Genomic DNA, 13,587 nt, shown 5'->3' with positions numbered 1-13,587 from the left:
GCGAGCCGACTAAATGCAGGTGTATGACGGTCAAATACCGACAGGCCTGTGGGCACCTGGCGGTGATTCGGCAGCTACCGATCGGTAGCTCGGCGCAGGTTACATACAACTGTGCTCGTATGTATTACAGTGGCGCTCATGACCACCCCCGAGGGCGCGGGCAACGATGCGGCGCCCCTCGCCGCCGGACTGCCCGAGAACGGGAGGCAACAGCCCGTCATCCCGGAATCTACCTCGGAACCATCCGCCGCCGCGGTGAATTCGCCGGCGGGCAGCGGGCCGATCGATATTGAGATCACCCGGCCACGGGTCAGACTGCATCCCCCGCCATTTCGCGTGGAGGCCCGGAGGTTTGGCGTCGTTGTCGCCCGGCTCGCCGGGTCGGGAGCGCGTCTGCTGACGACACCTCGGCGTGGAAGACCACTGGAGGTACGAGCGGCCCATGAGCTCCGCCGCACGTTCGCACTCATGGGCCCCACGTATGTGAAGCTCGGTCAGATCATCGCGTCATCCCCCGGCGTATTCCCGGAAACGCTGTCCAACGAGTTCCGCACGCTTCTCGACAGGGTTCCGCCGGCGTCTCCGGAGTTGATTCGCCAGTCGTTGCGCGATCAGTTGGGTGCCGATCCTGCAACGATATTCGCGACATTCGACGACCATCCGTTCGCCTCTGCCTCTATCGCTCAGGTCCACCACGCGACACTCAAATCGGGTGAGCGGGTGGTGGTGAAGATTCAGCGGCCGAAGATCCGCACCAGGTTGGCCGCCGACGTTCGGATCATCGGGCGCCTTGCTCGCTTGATTGTCAAAACCGATCTGGGGCGTGCGAGCAATGCACCCGAGATCGTCGAGGACTTCGAGCAGAACCTCAACGAGGAGCTTGATTTCGCGGCAGAGGGCCATGCCATGGAGCAATGGATGGCGAGTCTGGCCGACACCGAGTACGGCGATAAGGTGCGCGTTCCGAAGGTGTTTTGGGAGTACACCACCGAACGTGTGCTGACGATGGAATACGTCGAAGGTATCCGGATCGACAACGTCGGCGAGCTTGCCGCCGCCGGGTTCGACGGGGTCGGACTGGTCAAGGCCATCGTCTATTCACTGTTCGAGACCGGATTTCACAAGGGGCTCTTCCACGGAGACCTGCATGCGGGCAATCTGTTGGTGGACTCGAGCGGCCGAATTGTGTTTCTGGACTTCGGGATTGTCGGGCGTATTGATGAACGCAGCCGCAAGATCTTCACCGAGATCATGGTTGATCTGTTCGTGAAAAACGACCATGCGGCGGTGAGTCGCGGTATCTACAAGCTCGGCGCCATCGGAGACCGGGGCAAGGCCGTCGATTCCACGACAGCAGCCAAGACGATCTCCGACTTCACCAATCCCCTGCAGTCGGCCAAGCTTTCGGCGATCTCGTACGGCCAGCTCGGTAAGCAGTTGGCGGTGATGGCCAAGGAATATGACGTGCGGCTTCCGCGCGAACTGGTGCTGATCTCCAAGCAACTTCTGTACGTGGAGCGCTACATGAAGCTGCTGGCACCCGACTGGGCCCTGCTCTCGGATCCGTCGTTCATCGGGTACTTCGGGAACATGGTCATCCAAGCCGAGCAGTCACGCATGGAGGAAGCGGCTGCGCGAGAGTCGAAGTAGATCCGGCGACGGGGACATCAATCGCCGAGACTGAGTTTTCCGGTGTCCATGGTGCGCAATGCGGAGTCAAGCGGTGCACCGACCGATGGTGACTCGACGATATTCAGCAGCATGGTCTTGGCGCGTGCCCAGCGTTGATCGCGAACTTCTTGCGGTGCGGTCATGCTGTTGACCAAGATTCCGCGAACAGCATCCATCGCGGTGAGCGTGATGTTGCGAATGATGCGTAACTCCTCGGCGGTCTGACTCACCGATTGGCCCAGCGTCGAGAACTGTTGCATAACGATGAACTCGAACTGGTCCATCTGAGCGGACAATTCGGGATCGGTACGCGCGGCGATCCATAGTTCCATGGTGGCTATGAACATCGATCCTTGATGCATTCTCCAGAGTGCGTCCAGGCAGCGGCTGATGAAATCAGCGTCGCTTTCGCGGTCCAGCGCTATCAGCTCGGAGAGGATCTCTTGGCCCTGTTTGAACGCCAAATGCCGCACCGATTCTCCGAGAAGTTCGGATTTCGACTGGAAGTGGTGCACCAGTGCGCCGCGGGTGACACCGGCACGCTGTGCCACCCGCGTGGTCGTCGTACCCGCGTATCCGTACTTGACCAGACAGTCCACTGTGGCATCAAGGAGCCTGCTGCGCATGGCGGCGCTGCGTTCTTCCTGGGTCCGTCGTACGGAGCGATGACTACGTGCGGTTGACCGGGCCGGGGTGCCGGCGGTGCGTGTCATTCTCCGGATCCGTCCTTGCTGTCCTTGATCTCTTCGCGGGCCTGTTGGTACTCCGATATCAAGGTGCCGAAATAGGTGAGAATTTCCGGGTCGCCCACCGGCTGCCATTCGGGCGCAAGTAGTTTGGTGTATCGCTCGACATAGAGTAGTTGCTTGCCGACCAGGATGAATTCTTTGGGGAGGATGGCATCGTGCTCGCGCCCCAATGCGGTGAGTTGTCGGCCGATCGTGCCGTAGGAGATCTTGCCCAATGAGGTGCCCATCGGACGGGTCACCTTTCGCAGCGACTCGGCGACCTTGGCGGGGTCGGCGGAGGGGTCGATGGCTCCCAGTCTGATCAGTGTTCGTGCGGCCGCCTCATCGTCGGGTTCGATGATGAGTGCGCCGATCAACTCGCGCAATGTCTTGCGGGTCCGCTGATCGAGGCGGCCGACAATTCCGAAGTCCAGGAATACGATTCGGCCCTCTGGGTCCACCATCAGATTGCCGGCGTGCAGATCGCCATGGAAGGTGCCCGCGGCGAACGCCGAGTCGAAAAGGGTGAGCATGAGGGTCTTGACCACTTCCGGACCGTTGAATCCGGCCGCACGGATCTCATCCGCGTTGTCGATCCTGATGCCCTCGACGTACTCCATGGTGAGTACCTTGTCGGTGCATAGGTCCGAATAGAGCTGCGGGACACGCACTTTCGGGGAATATTTGGAGCCCGCGAGGCCGGAGGTCCAGTCACGCATGGCCTGCGCTTCCAGGGTAAAATCGAGCTCCTCGGCGAGGTTGGCCTCGAAATCCTGCATCACCTCGTAGATATTCGACATCCGGCCCATCTCGGTGAGTTCGAGACCGCGGGCAATTTGCTTCAGAATCTGCAGATCGGCCGCGAGCCTGGTCCGGATCGCGGGGCGTTGGATCTTGACGACGACGGCGGTGCCGTCCGTCAGTGTCGCCTTGTGTACCTGAGCGATTGACGCAGAAGCGAAAGGAACCTCATCGAATGAGGCGAATACGTCCTCGGGCTGGGCGCCGAGCTCGTCCGCCAGCATCGATCGGATGGTCCGTGGATTCGCCGGCGGCACCTGGTCGAGCAGCGACCGAAACTCCGCGGACAGGTCTTCGGGAAACATCCCCGGAGATGATGCGATGAGCTGTCCGAACTTGACATAGGCGGGGCCGAGCTCGGCAAACGACCGGCGCATTTCCTTGGCGACCACGTGGCGCAGGTCGCGCTCCGTGGGGCGCTGGCTCAGGATTCGTGACCCGGCCTTGAGGAGCTGGCCCGCCGTCGCGGCCAGCCGATCGAACTGAATCTCGGCGGAAACCGGATCGAGCTTCCGGGGCCGCCGGGGTTGATCGGATACATCGCTCACCGCGACTCCCTTCGTCGTCACCTCGTCGTCTCTGTCGGTGAGACATTACCGACAAACCGGTATGTATGTTAATCAAATGCCGGGAGTGTCGAGTGGTGACCAGCGAGGAAGGGCCTACCGGTGCAGGGCGCGTTCGACCTGGGCGATCCGATCGTCGGCGAAATCCAGGACGATCTTCGTCGGATAGAGCGCGACCTTGAGTACGCGAATGAGCGGGTTGACGACGTCGATGAGGGTCTCGAGACTCGTCATCGTGTTAGCCAGAGTCGAGGTGGTCGAGGCCAGATCATTCAGCGTGAGATTGAGCGAGTCCAGGGAGTCGTCGAGCCGCTCCAGGCTTGAGTCCAGGTGGTCGAGCATCGAACCCACTCGGTCGGTGAGGTCGTGCACCTCGACGGCCATTGACTCGATATGGCCCACGGTGCCGTCGATGTTGAGCGCGACGTTGGCCAGCTTGCGGATCTTGCGGGCCGGTGCGGGCCGATTCCCGTTGCTGGCATAGACCTCCGCCATTGGAGTCACCTTTCCGTTGCGCCCAGCCTAAGCGACTGCTTCGCGGCTGCCCACCGGCTACCCCGCCGAGTGATTATTTGATGCACTTTTGTGACCGGCCTCACATAGCACGCCGGATCCGCTCAACCGGCGGATACCCGCGCTGACGCGTGCGAACCCGCCCGTCGGCCGAAGAACGAGGCTTCGCCGAGCCTGGTTCCGCTGCTGTAGCCCTTACCGTCCTGAGCAATGTTCGACGCGCTCGCGCCCGCGGCATAGAGACCCGATATCGCTTCGCCGGCTCCGGTGAGCACGCGTCCGTCTGCGTCCGTGCGAAGTCCGCCGAGTGTGAACCCCGCATATATCGCCTTACCAAGGGTCAGATCGAAGGCGCCCCACGGGCCTGTTCCTTGTGCAGCAAGGTATTTCGGGTGCTTATGGAAGTCGGGGTCTTCTCCCCTGTCGGCATGCTGGTTGTACCGCTGCAGTGTCTTCTCCAGGTTCCCTGCCGGGATGCCTAGTGCCTCTTCCATTTCCGCGATGGTCTCCCAGCCGTCGATAAATGGCGTCAATGGCAGTGCCGGCCGGTCCATGTGCACGGAATCGACGATCAGGTATGCGGCGCTGCCGGGCTGGTCCATCACGAATCCGGAAGTCCGCGAATGGTAGGAGTCCTCGGCGACAAACCGTTCACCGTTCTTGTTGACGATGATTCCGGTGAGCAGGCCCGAGGGTGGGTAGACGGGAGCGGTCACGAAAATCTGGTTCATGTTGCGGGTATCGGCCCCCGCGGATATCCCAAGTCTGATCCCCAGCCCGTCGTCGTAGGTGCTGCCGAGTACGAACGGTTTCTCGGCGAGCTTGGGGGTGTATTCGGCCACCATGGCGGGGTTCATCACGAACCCTCCGGCCGCGATAATGACCGACTTGGCCCGTATCGCACCGGTTTCCGCGAAATGCTTCCACGTCGCGCCGACCACCGCACCTGTCTCATCGAGGATAAGTGCCGTGGCGCCGGTTTCATATCGAATGGGCACACCGAGCTCGCCGGCACGTTGGGCGAGCAGGTCCACGACCATGCCCGCACCACCGGTATCACCGGGTTTGGGGACCTTGTGCCCGCGCGGCGCGGGTACCGCTTCATCGCGGTAGGGCCACACCAGCTCGTTACCCGTGAACATCAGCCCTTCGGTGTTGGGCTGGATGACGGCCTTCTCTGGGTAGAAGCTGCGTTCAAACTGAAAACCCAGTGCCTCAAGCCAATTGAAATGCTCGACGCTGCCGTCACAGTACAGCCGGATCTTCTCCGGATCGGGATCCGGCGATACCGCCATGAGGTACTTGTACATCTCGTCGGCGCTATCAACATGCCCGGTGGCCTCCTGAACGGCCGTGCCGCCGCCGAGGTAGAAGTGCCCGCCCGCCATCGCGGTGGTTCCGCCCGCGGCGGCGGCGCGCTCGAGCGCGAGCACGTGCGCCCCGGCCTCAGCCGCCGAGACGGCAGCGCATCCACCACCCATGCCAAAGCCGATGACGAGTACATCTACCTCATCCGACCACTCCGTGATGTCCTGGACCGCTACGGTTTCCGGTATCGCTACAGTCATGCCTGCTCACTCTTGATGTAGTCGTAGAACGCCCGGATTTCGGGCGGGACGAAGGCCAGTTCCATGTATGGCAAGGCTGCCGCGGGTGCCGATAGGTAAGCGAAACGCATGCCACCGGGCATCACGCCCTCCTGGATCACCTGCATGCCGCGTGCGGTGGCTTGGTCGAGCGCCGCATCAAGATCAGGTGGCTCCATGCATACGTGGTGTAGCCCCGCGGGTTGCCGTTCGAGAAACTCGGTATAGATGCTCGTCCCACCGACCGGGAGGATCAGCTCGAGCTGCATGTCGGCCAGATAGCTCAGCGCGATGGTCGCGGTGAAGTCGGCCGGTGCGCCCCGGTAGGTGCACGTGTCCGGGCCGAAATGCACATCTGGAATACGTGTCCATTTTTTGACCCCGAATATGGTGCTGAGCATGCCTTCAGTGGCATCGAGATCATCAGTAACCCAAGCAATTTGGGTGACGCGTCCAAATCCAGATACATCCGGCGGCATTGCCGATGTGGTCATGGGCCGATAGTAGCGCTCGCTGTGATGTGGGCTACCTCAGCCCGCGGTATAGGCCTGGGTGGTGCGATCGGCCATGCCTCGCGCCTGCGCTGGGTCCATGCCGGAGGCGACCGCCGCCGTGTACCACCTCTCGCTGGATCCGGTCATGAACGCGCGCCCTTCATCGCTGGCCGCCCACGCCGCCCCCTCTTCGGGAGTTATCCGATCCTCAGGCGATGCGATGTATCCGGCCAGGCCGAGAAGTCCGGAATCCCAACCGACTCCGACGGCGCCCGGGCCGAACTGCAACCAGTGCTCATCGTCGTCGCTGGTGTCGGAGATGTGTTCCAGGGTGAAGGTGGCCCGGTCGCCGGACTCGGGCGTGATCGTCACCTCGATCCAGCTGGTGACCCCCATGGCTTCCCAGGAAGCGCTGAACGAACGAGGTGCATCGCAGCTAAGTACCTTTCCAGACGCGTTGCCCTCCAACGAGTAATGGCCTCCCAGGCGCAGATCTCCGGTGATCGGCAGGAACCACCGTGGGATGCGTTCGACGTTGGTACAGGCATCCCACAGGTCCTCGGCGTCGGTGTCGTAGGTCTGACTGACGGTCACGACGCGTGCTTTGCGAGCCTCGAATGTGGTGGTGCCGAGGGTGCGGCGGACGGCATTGAGTTGGTGCTCGACATCGATCATGGGGCGCTTTCCTTCTCCTTCTGCGTGTTGGTTGTGCGGCGTTGACGCTTGCCGCGGGCGATTTCGGTGGCCAGCGCATCCAGATGTGGAGTCCAGTTACGGCGAAAGGTGTCCAACCAGCGGTCCACCTCGCGCAGCGGTGCGGTGTCCACGCTGTAGATGCGGCGAGTTCCCTCGGTGCGAACTGTTGCAAACCCGTTGTTGCGCAGTACCTTCAGGTGTTGTGATACGGCAGGCTGGCTAATCGCGAACTCCGAGCGGATCACCTCGGTGACGGCACCGGAGGACATCTCCCCCGCGTGAATCAGCTCCAGAATGCGCCGGCGTACCGGGTCTCCGAGTATGTCGAAGGCGTGCACGCTACCGATATTAAAAGCCTCTACTTATATAAGTCAAGACTGAAATATTAACCCCAGGTCAGCGGGTCGAGCTGCAGGTAGAACTCCAATCGATCAGCGTCAGCCGGTATTCCGTAGATATTCAGGAACCGTGCGTGTGCCGTGCCCGCGCGGGTGTCTTCGGGCCAGGTCTCGCGAGAGTTGGCGAAGAGCAGTGCAAGATCCGCATGCCGGTCGGCCAGACCAAGCCTGCCGAGGTCGATGAATCCGGCCACCGAGGAATCTTCCGGGACGATGAGGATATTCGGCAGGCACAGGTCACCGTGACATACGGCCCGGTCGCCGGGTTCCTGAGCGAGGCGTTCGGGCAGGTGGGCGATGACGCGGGCCAGCAGCTCTGCCGCGGGAACCTCGCGGTCCTGATCGGGCAGGAAGTCCGGGTTGACGGCGTCGCGGGCGACCACGTCGCGCGCCAGCGCCATGGTGGTGGCGAGATCCCGCGTGAAGGGGCAGTCGGCCGTCGGTATCGCGTGCAGCCGCCGCACGGCCTCGGCGATGGCAGGCCACGCCCTGTCCAGATCGTCCGCGTTCAACCGGTCGGCGCCGATGCCCTCGACCGCCGAGGTGACCAGCACCGGACCATCGGGCCCTGTTGCCCATTCAAGAACGGCCGGGCCCGGAACTCCTTGAGCGCTAAGCCACTCGATGCGATCTCGCTCATTCTCAAGGCCGTCGCCGCCCGTTTTGGCGTAGCGCGAATGGTCGGGTGACCGGTAGACCAAGGCGCCGGACTCCCCCGCGGTGACGGGTTCCCAGGCCGAGAGGTCGATCAAACGCCCGTCCAGGCCGAATCGAGCCGGTGTGCGACGTCGATCGTGCGCGCGGCCATGGCTTTGGGGTTGTCCACCTCATTGGCGACGTATTTGGCGATGAACCGGCTGATGAGCTGGTCAACCCCCGCCAAGATGCGCAGCAGTTCCCCGCGGATGGTGGTCGAGGACACGTCGACCGTGATGTCCGAGGGCCCGGGTGGTGCGACATCGATGATCAGCTGTAGTGGTGCGGCGGCGCGGGCGGTGGCCTTGAGGTTGATATTGCCCGCGACGTTGAACCGGCTCTTGTCGAGTTTCAGGTCGATCAACAGATCGATGGCCAGTGGCACCTGGATGTCGAAGGTGATGATCTCCCCGCCGTTGCGGGTGACGATCGGTTCCAGGATCTGGACCTTCGCGGTGACCTTCGCGATCTTGCCGGGCCCTTGGGCCATGGGGCCGACCTCGAACGGTTCACCGGCGATCGACGCGACCGCAGCCCCTACCCGGGCTTCGCTGACGGCTATTTCGAAGAACGCCCTGCCGAATTCCTCATACGAGAGGTATTGGTGGCCACTCGCCTCGCTATCCATAGTGAGAGATACCGTCTCATGGACTGGGCCGGAAGTGTGAACTGTCGAGGCGTCCGTGTGTCTGAAACCCCGAACGCCCGATAACCGAAACGATCGTCGCATTAGCAGCAAACATGTGACAGATGTTACGCGGCACGTAGGTCGCCAGACGGTACAGATGCGGCTATACGCTGCTGTCGCAGATGCGGCCGACGTTTCCGGTGCTTTGTCCTACAGGATGTAGAGCATTTCCTGGTAGGTCGGCAGCGGCCACAGGTCGTCGGCCACTATCCCCTCGAGCATGTCAGCAGCGGCGCGCACCGCATCCATCGCGGGCAGCAGGCTTTGGGCGTGCTCCGCCTCCTCCAGCGCGGTGGTCGCGTAATCACTCTCGACTCCCTTTCTCAGGTCGGCCAGTGCGTTGACCAGATCGGTGATGGGAGCCGACACGTCCTCCAACAAGGTGGTGCTGGGTTCAACCCCGGCGGCCTTCAACGCGGCGATGTTCTGCGCGATCTCAGTCTGGTAGCGCACCGCCGCAGGAAGCACCACCGTCGAACCCAGCTCCAAGGACAGCTTCGCCTCGACGTGAATGGTCAGTGCGTACTGCTCAAGGCCAATCTCGTAACGGCTGTGCATCTCCCGGTCGTTGAAGACCTTGTACTTGTCGAACAGCTTGAGAGCGTCCGGCTTGATCAGCTCGGGCAGAGCGTCCAAAGTGGTCTTCAGGTTCGGCAGGCCGCGAACGGCCGCCTCGGTCTGCCACTCCTCGGAGTAGCCGTCGCCGTTGAACACCACCGCACCGTGTTCGGTGATGATGTCGGTGAGAAGCTGCTGAACGGCCTGGTCGAAGTCGGTGCCGTCGGCGACCTCCTGCTCCAGGACGGTGGCGATGTAGTCCAGCGATTCAGCCATGATCGTGTTGATCGTGACCATCGGTGCGGCAACCGTCTGCATCGAGCCGGGTGCGCGGAATTCGAAACGGTTACCGGTGAAGGCAAATGGGCTGGTGCGGTTCCGATCGCCCGGATCGGTAGGCAGGACCGGCAGCGTGTCGACGCCGATGATCATGCTGCCCTTGCCCTTTGACGATGTCGCCGCACCCTTGGCGATCTGCTCGAACACATCGGCCAGCTGATCGCCGAGGAAGATCGAGATGATGGCCGGCGGGGCCTCATTCGCGCCGAGACGGTGGTCGTTGGTCGCTGATGCCACTGAAACCCGAAGCAGCCCACCGAATTTGTGTACGGCGCGGATCACCGCGGCACAGAAGACCAGGAACTGTGCGTTCTCGTGTGGCGTATCGCCCGGCACCAACAGGCTGCCGAACTGCGAGTTCCCCAGCGAGAAGTTGACGTGCTTGCCTGAACCGTTGACTCCGGCGAAGGGCTTCTCGTGGAACAGGCACTCCATGCCGTGCTTCTTGGCGATCGTCTTGAACGTCGTCATGAGCAGCTGCTGGTGGTCCGAGGCGATGTTGGCGCGCTCGAACATCGGGGCGATCTCGAACTGGCCCGGCGCGACCTCGTTGTGCCGGGTCTTGGCCGGGATGCCGAGCTTGAACAGTTCACGCTCGGTGTCCATCATGAAACCGAGAACACGCTCGGGCACCGCACCGAAGTAGTGGTCGTCGAACTCCTGGCCCTTTGGCGGCTTGGCGCCGAACAGTGTGCGACCGGCATTGATCAGGTCGGGGCGGGCCAGGAAGAAGTGACGGTCCACGAGGAAGTACTCCTGCTCCGGACCGCAGAACGACACGATGTGATCAAAGTTGCTGTGACCGAACAGCTTCAGGATGCGCTCGGCGTGCTCACCCATGGCCTGTTGGCTGCGCAGCAGCGGGGTCTTGTGGTCCAGAGCCTCACCGGTCATCGACACGAACACAGTCGGGATGCACAGCGTGTTGCCATTGGGGTTTTCGAGGATGTAGGCAGGGCTGGTGACGTCCCAGCCGGTGTACCCCCGGGCCTCGAAGGTGTTGCGCAAGCCGCCGCTGGGGAAGCTGGAGGCGTCCGGCTCGCCCTGGATCAGCGTCTTGCCTGCGAATTCGGCCAGGGTCGCGCCGTCGCCGACCGGTTCGAGGAAGCTGTCGTGTTTCTCGGCGGTCAGGCCGGTCAACGGGTAGAAGACGTGCGCGTAGTGCGTGGCGCCCTTCTCAAGCGCCCAGTCCTTCATTGCCGAGGCGACCGCATCGGCAACGGCCGGGTCCAGCTTGGCGCCCTTCTCGATCGTGGCAGTCACCGACTTGTAGACCGACTTGGGAAGCCGCTGTTGCATGACGGCCTTGCTGAAGACGTTCGCGCCGAACACCTCACCGGGCTCTTCGCCGACCACGAAGCTGATCGCCGGCGGCACATAGGCCTCGACGTTATTGATCGCCTGCAGCCGGACAGCATTTCCGCTCAATTGACTTCCTATCGCTGTGACGTGCCCGCAGCTGATTCGCGGGCGACCAACGTGGCTACGCTAGGGACAACCGATAACCAGCATGTTTCCCGTACATCAACAGCAGAATGCCGGGCGTGGCAATCCCCCGGCACTCACGAGGGGACGTCACCGGATGCGAGGGGGATGTGGATCATGGGACAACGACTGAACGGGGCCAGGGCTGATCAGGCCCGTGAGGTGATCGAGGCGCTGGCCGGGCCCGGTGCGATCCTGCGCGACGATCAAGAGACCGCCGTGGCCGCGCTACTGGAGCCCGCGGCTCGGGTGCTGGTGGTCCAGGCCACGGGATGGGGTAAATCCGCGGTGTATTGGGTCGCGACGGCGATTCGACGCTCCGAGGGCGCCGGTCCGGCACTCATCGTTTCGCCGCTGCTGTCCCTGATGCGCGACCAAGTCGCGGCTGCCGCTCGGGCAGGGCTGCGAGCCGCGACTCTCAACTCGTCGAACTTCGACGACTGGAATGCGATCGAGGCGCGGCTCGTGGCCGGCGATATCGACGTGCTTCTGGTGTCACCCGAGCGGCTGGCTAACCCGTCGTTCGGCCGCAGAGTGCTTTCGGCACTCGAAGGCTCTATGGGGCTGCTGGTCATCGACGAGGCGCATGCGGTGTCGGACTGGGGGCACGATTTTCGTCCCGACTACCGCCGGGTGTCCGACGTGCTCACCCGGTTGAACCCGCAGACGCCGGTATTGGCCACCACTGCCACCGCGAACGAGCGAGTCACCGAGGACGTGGCCGCCCAACTGGGAGACGCCACCCTTGTTCTCCGGGGACCGTTGGCCCGTCGCTCCTTGCAGCTCAACGTGTTGCCGCCGATGTCGCCGCTGGCACGCTATGCCTGGGTCGCTCAGCATGTGGATGAGTTGCCAGGGTCGGGCATCGTCTACGTACTCACTGTCGCCGATGCGCAGCGGCTCGTGAACGCCATCCATGCAGTACACCCGCAGGCGAAAGTCGCTGCATATACCGGTCAACTCGATGCGGATGCGCGGGCCCGGCTCGAGGATGCGCTACGTGAGAACCGGATCAAGGCGCTGATCGCCACCTCTGCCCTGGGGATGGGCTTCGACAAGCCCGACCTCGGGTTCGTGGTCCACATCGGCTCCCCGCCGTCACCGGTCGGCTACTACCAGCAGGTGGGGCGCGCCGGGCGCGCTATCGAGCACGCGGCAGTCGTACTGCTTCCCTCGGAATCCGACGCCGGCATATGGGATTACTTCACCACCGCCTCGATTCCAGACCCCAAGCAGATGGACACGGTGCTTACCGCTCTTGCCAGCGAGACGGGCGACGGTGCGGAGTCGGTATCGGTAAACGCACTCGAGGCCAAGACGGGTATCCGGCGCACACGAATCGAGCTCATGGTCAAACAGCTCGCCGTCGACGGCGCCGTGGAGCGGGTCGACGGCGGCTGGCGATCCACTGGTAGCCCTTGGCGTTTCGACGCGGAGCACTACGAGGGCATCATCGCCACCCGCCGCCGCGAGGCTGACATCATGAAGGCCTACACGCGAGGAGAACGCTGCCTCATGCAGCTGCTCACCGAGTCGCTCGACGATCCTCAGGCCGCCTCCTGTGGGCGCTGCTCGGTCTGCCTCGGGCAGACTCCCGATGGGCTTGGCCTGCCCGCGGCCGCCGACCTGATGCGGACGGTCGCCGCCACCCTGCGCGCCGATTCCACGGTGCTTGAACCCCGAAAGATGTGGCCGGGTGGAGAGTTTGGCACCCGAGGCAAGATTCCCATGGACCTGCTCGCCGAGCCGGGCCGCGTGCTGGTCCATGCCGACGCTCCCGAATGGAGCGGGACAATCACCGCCGCGGCAGCGGGCGATCCCGAGGCAATCGAGGCCCTGGCCCAGGCGGCCGTCTCCACCCTCGCTCGATGGCGCGACGAATGGGTCGCCCGCCCCGAGATCGCGGTGTCGCTGCCGCTGACCGGTACGCCCAATCCGGTGCGGCCGGTGACCGACCGAATTGCCACGGTTGGCCGTCTGCAACACGCAGTGATGCCAGTGGCTGCGGGCAAGGCTCCTGGCCGTGATTCATCCGGCGGCGAAGAGGCCGCCTACTGGCGTGAGGCGATCAGCACAGACGACACGCTCCGGGACGCGATCAACGGCCGGTGTGTGCTGCTGGTGGCGGACTCGACGTCTACCCGGTGGCCCGTCACCGTTGCCGCCGCTCATCTGCGAAAGGCCGGAGCGCGAGCGGTACTGCCACTGCTCATCCACCACCCGGCCTGACCCCGCCCGCAAATCTGAACCACTTGACCCCCAATACCGGTGGGCAGCACGTAATTCCAGCGCGCGGCGGCTCGCGCGCACGGAGACAGACGGGATCGAGTTCCCGGTGGTGCGATACTCGTACGGCGGAGGTGCCTGT

The 13,587-nt window shown here is 63.2% G+C and carries 12 protein-coding genes; 2 read left to right on the top strand and 10 right to left on the bottom strand.

Translation table 11 applies throughout. The features are described from left to right. The first annotated feature begins 138 nt into the window (after positions 1-138). Positions 139-1,650 (top strand): ABC1 kinase family protein, encoded by a 1,512-nt coding sequence (locus AC5Y5C_RS09845; protein WP_499971340.1) that lies wholly within the window; start codon positions 139-141, stop codon positions 1,648-1,650. Between the two features lie 17 nt (positions 1,651-1,667). On the opposite strand, the gene AC5Y5C_RS09840 is transcribed toward AC5Y5C_RS09845, so the two are convergent. The 10 genes from AC5Y5C_RS09840 to AC5Y5C_RS09795 all read right to left on the bottom strand — a co-directional run bounded on the left by AC5Y5C_RS09840 (position 1,668) and on the right by AC5Y5C_RS09795 (position 11,162). Continuing rightward, complete coding sequence (locus AC5Y5C_RS09840) at positions 1,668-2,297, bottom strand: TetR/AcrR family transcriptional regulator (RefSeq protein WP_499971858.1); 630 nt, start codon at positions 2,295-2,297, stop codon at positions 1,668-1,670. An 83-nt stretch (positions 2,298-2,380) separates the two neighbouring features. Continuing rightward, positions 2,381-3,748, bottom strand: coding sequence for an ABC1 kinase family protein (locus AC5Y5C_RS09835; RefSeq protein ID WP_499971338.1), 1,368 nt, complete (start codon positions 3,746-3,748; stop codon positions 2,381-2,383). A 114-nt stretch (positions 3,749-3,862) separates the two neighbouring features. After that, a complete protein-coding gene (locus AC5Y5C_RS09830) occupies positions 3,863-4,261 on the bottom strand; it encodes a hypothetical protein (RefSeq protein ID WP_499971336.1) in 399 nt (132 codons plus the stop codon). A 122-nt stretch (positions 4,262-4,383) separates the two neighbouring features. Continuing rightward, positions 4,384-5,847 (bottom strand): FAD-binding protein, encoded by a 1,464-nt coding sequence (locus AC5Y5C_RS09825; protein WP_499971334.1) that lies wholly within the window; start codon positions 5,845-5,847, stop codon positions 4,384-4,386. Beyond that, positions 5,844-6,359 carry a VOC family protein gene (locus tag AC5Y5C_RS09820; RefSeq protein ID WP_499971333.1) on the bottom strand — a complete coding sequence of 172 codons (516 nt, stop codon included), beginning with the start codon at positions 6,357-6,359 and terminating at the stop codon, positions 5,844-5,846. The genes AC5Y5C_RS09825 and AC5Y5C_RS09820 overlap by 4 nt, the downstream gene beginning before the upstream one ends. Before the next feature lie 36 nt (positions 6,360-6,395). Continuing rightward, positions 6,396-7,034 carry an SRPBCC family protein gene (locus AC5Y5C_RS09815; protein ID WP_499971331.1) on the bottom strand — a complete coding sequence of 213 codons (639 nt, stop codon included), beginning with the start codon at positions 7,032-7,034 and terminating at the stop codon, positions 6,396-6,398. Continuing rightward, complete coding sequence (locus tag AC5Y5C_RS09810; RefSeq protein ID WP_499971329.1) at positions 7,031-7,393, bottom strand: ArsR/SmtB family transcription factor; 363 nt, start codon at positions 7,391-7,393, stop codon at positions 7,031-7,033. Before AC5Y5C_RS09810 ends, AC5Y5C_RS09815 begins: the two co-directional genes overlap by 4 nt. 47 nt (positions 7,394-7,440) lie before the next feature. Beyond that, positions 7,441-8,217, bottom strand: a complete 777-nt coding sequence (locus AC5Y5C_RS09805; RefSeq protein WP_499971856.1) for an APH(3'') family aminoglycoside O-phosphotransferase — start codon at positions 8,215-8,217, stop codon at positions 7,441-7,443. Beyond that, on the bottom strand, positions 8,202-8,777 hold the full coding sequence (locus AC5Y5C_RS09800; protein ID WP_499971327.1) for a hypothetical protein: 576 nt from the start codon (positions 8,775-8,777) through the stop codon (positions 8,202-8,204). The genes AC5Y5C_RS09805 and AC5Y5C_RS09800 overlap by 16 nt, the downstream gene beginning before the upstream one ends. 210 nt (positions 8,778-8,987) lie before the next feature. Continuing rightward, positions 8,988-11,162, bottom strand: a complete 2,175-nt coding sequence (locus AC5Y5C_RS09795) for a glutamine synthetase III family protein (protein ID WP_499971325.1) — start codon at positions 11,160-11,162, stop codon at positions 8,988-8,990. Positions 11,163-11,327: 165 nt separating this feature from the next. Between AC5Y5C_RS09795 and AC5Y5C_RS09790 the strand changes: the two genes are divergently transcribed. After that, positions 11,328-13,448, top strand: a complete 2,121-nt coding sequence (locus AC5Y5C_RS09790; RefSeq protein ID WP_499971323.1) for a RecQ family ATP-dependent DNA helicase — start codon at positions 11,328-11,330, stop codon at positions 13,446-13,448. Positions 13,449-13,587 lie beyond the last annotated feature (139 nt).

It is taken from the genome of Mycobacterium sp. NGS15 (assembly GCF_059813245.1).
The sequence above is the reverse complement of the archived record's forward strand: the minus strand, read 5'-3'. Positions and strand labels throughout refer to the sequence as shown.

Excerpts from the sequence above, each read along its gene's own strand:
- AC5Y5C_RS09840 (WP_499971858.1), bottom strand. The coding sequence starts at position 2,297 with ATGCGCAGCAGGCTCCTTGATGCCACAGTGGACTGTCTGGTCAAGTAC.
- AC5Y5C_RS09830 (WP_499971336.1), bottom strand. The coding sequence starts at position 4,261 with ATGGCGGAGGTCTATGCCAGCAACGGGAATCGGCCCGCACCGGCCCGC.
- AC5Y5C_RS09845 (WP_499971340.1), top strand. The coding sequence starts at position 139 with ATGACCACCCCCGAGGGCGCGGGCAACGATGCGGCGCCCCTCGCCGCC.
- AC5Y5C_RS09800 (WP_499971327.1), bottom strand. The coding sequence starts at position 8,777 with ATGGATAGCGAGGCGAGTGGCCACCAATACCTCTCGTATGAGGAATTC.
- AC5Y5C_RS09790 (WP_499971323.1), top strand. The coding sequence starts at position 11,328 with ATGTGGATCATGGGACAACGACTGAACGGGGCCAGGGCTGATCAGGCC.
- AC5Y5C_RS09820 (WP_499971333.1), bottom strand. The coding sequence starts at position 6,359 with ATGACCACATCGGCAATGCCGCCGGATGTATCTGGATTTGGACGCGTC.
- AC5Y5C_RS09815 (WP_499971331.1), bottom strand. The coding sequence starts at position 7,034 with ATGATCGATGTCGAGCACCAACTCAATGCCGTCCGCCGCACCCTCGGC.
- AC5Y5C_RS09825 (WP_499971334.1), bottom strand. The coding sequence starts at position 5,847 with ATGACTGTAGCGATACCGGAAACCGTAGCGGTCCAGGACATCACGGAG.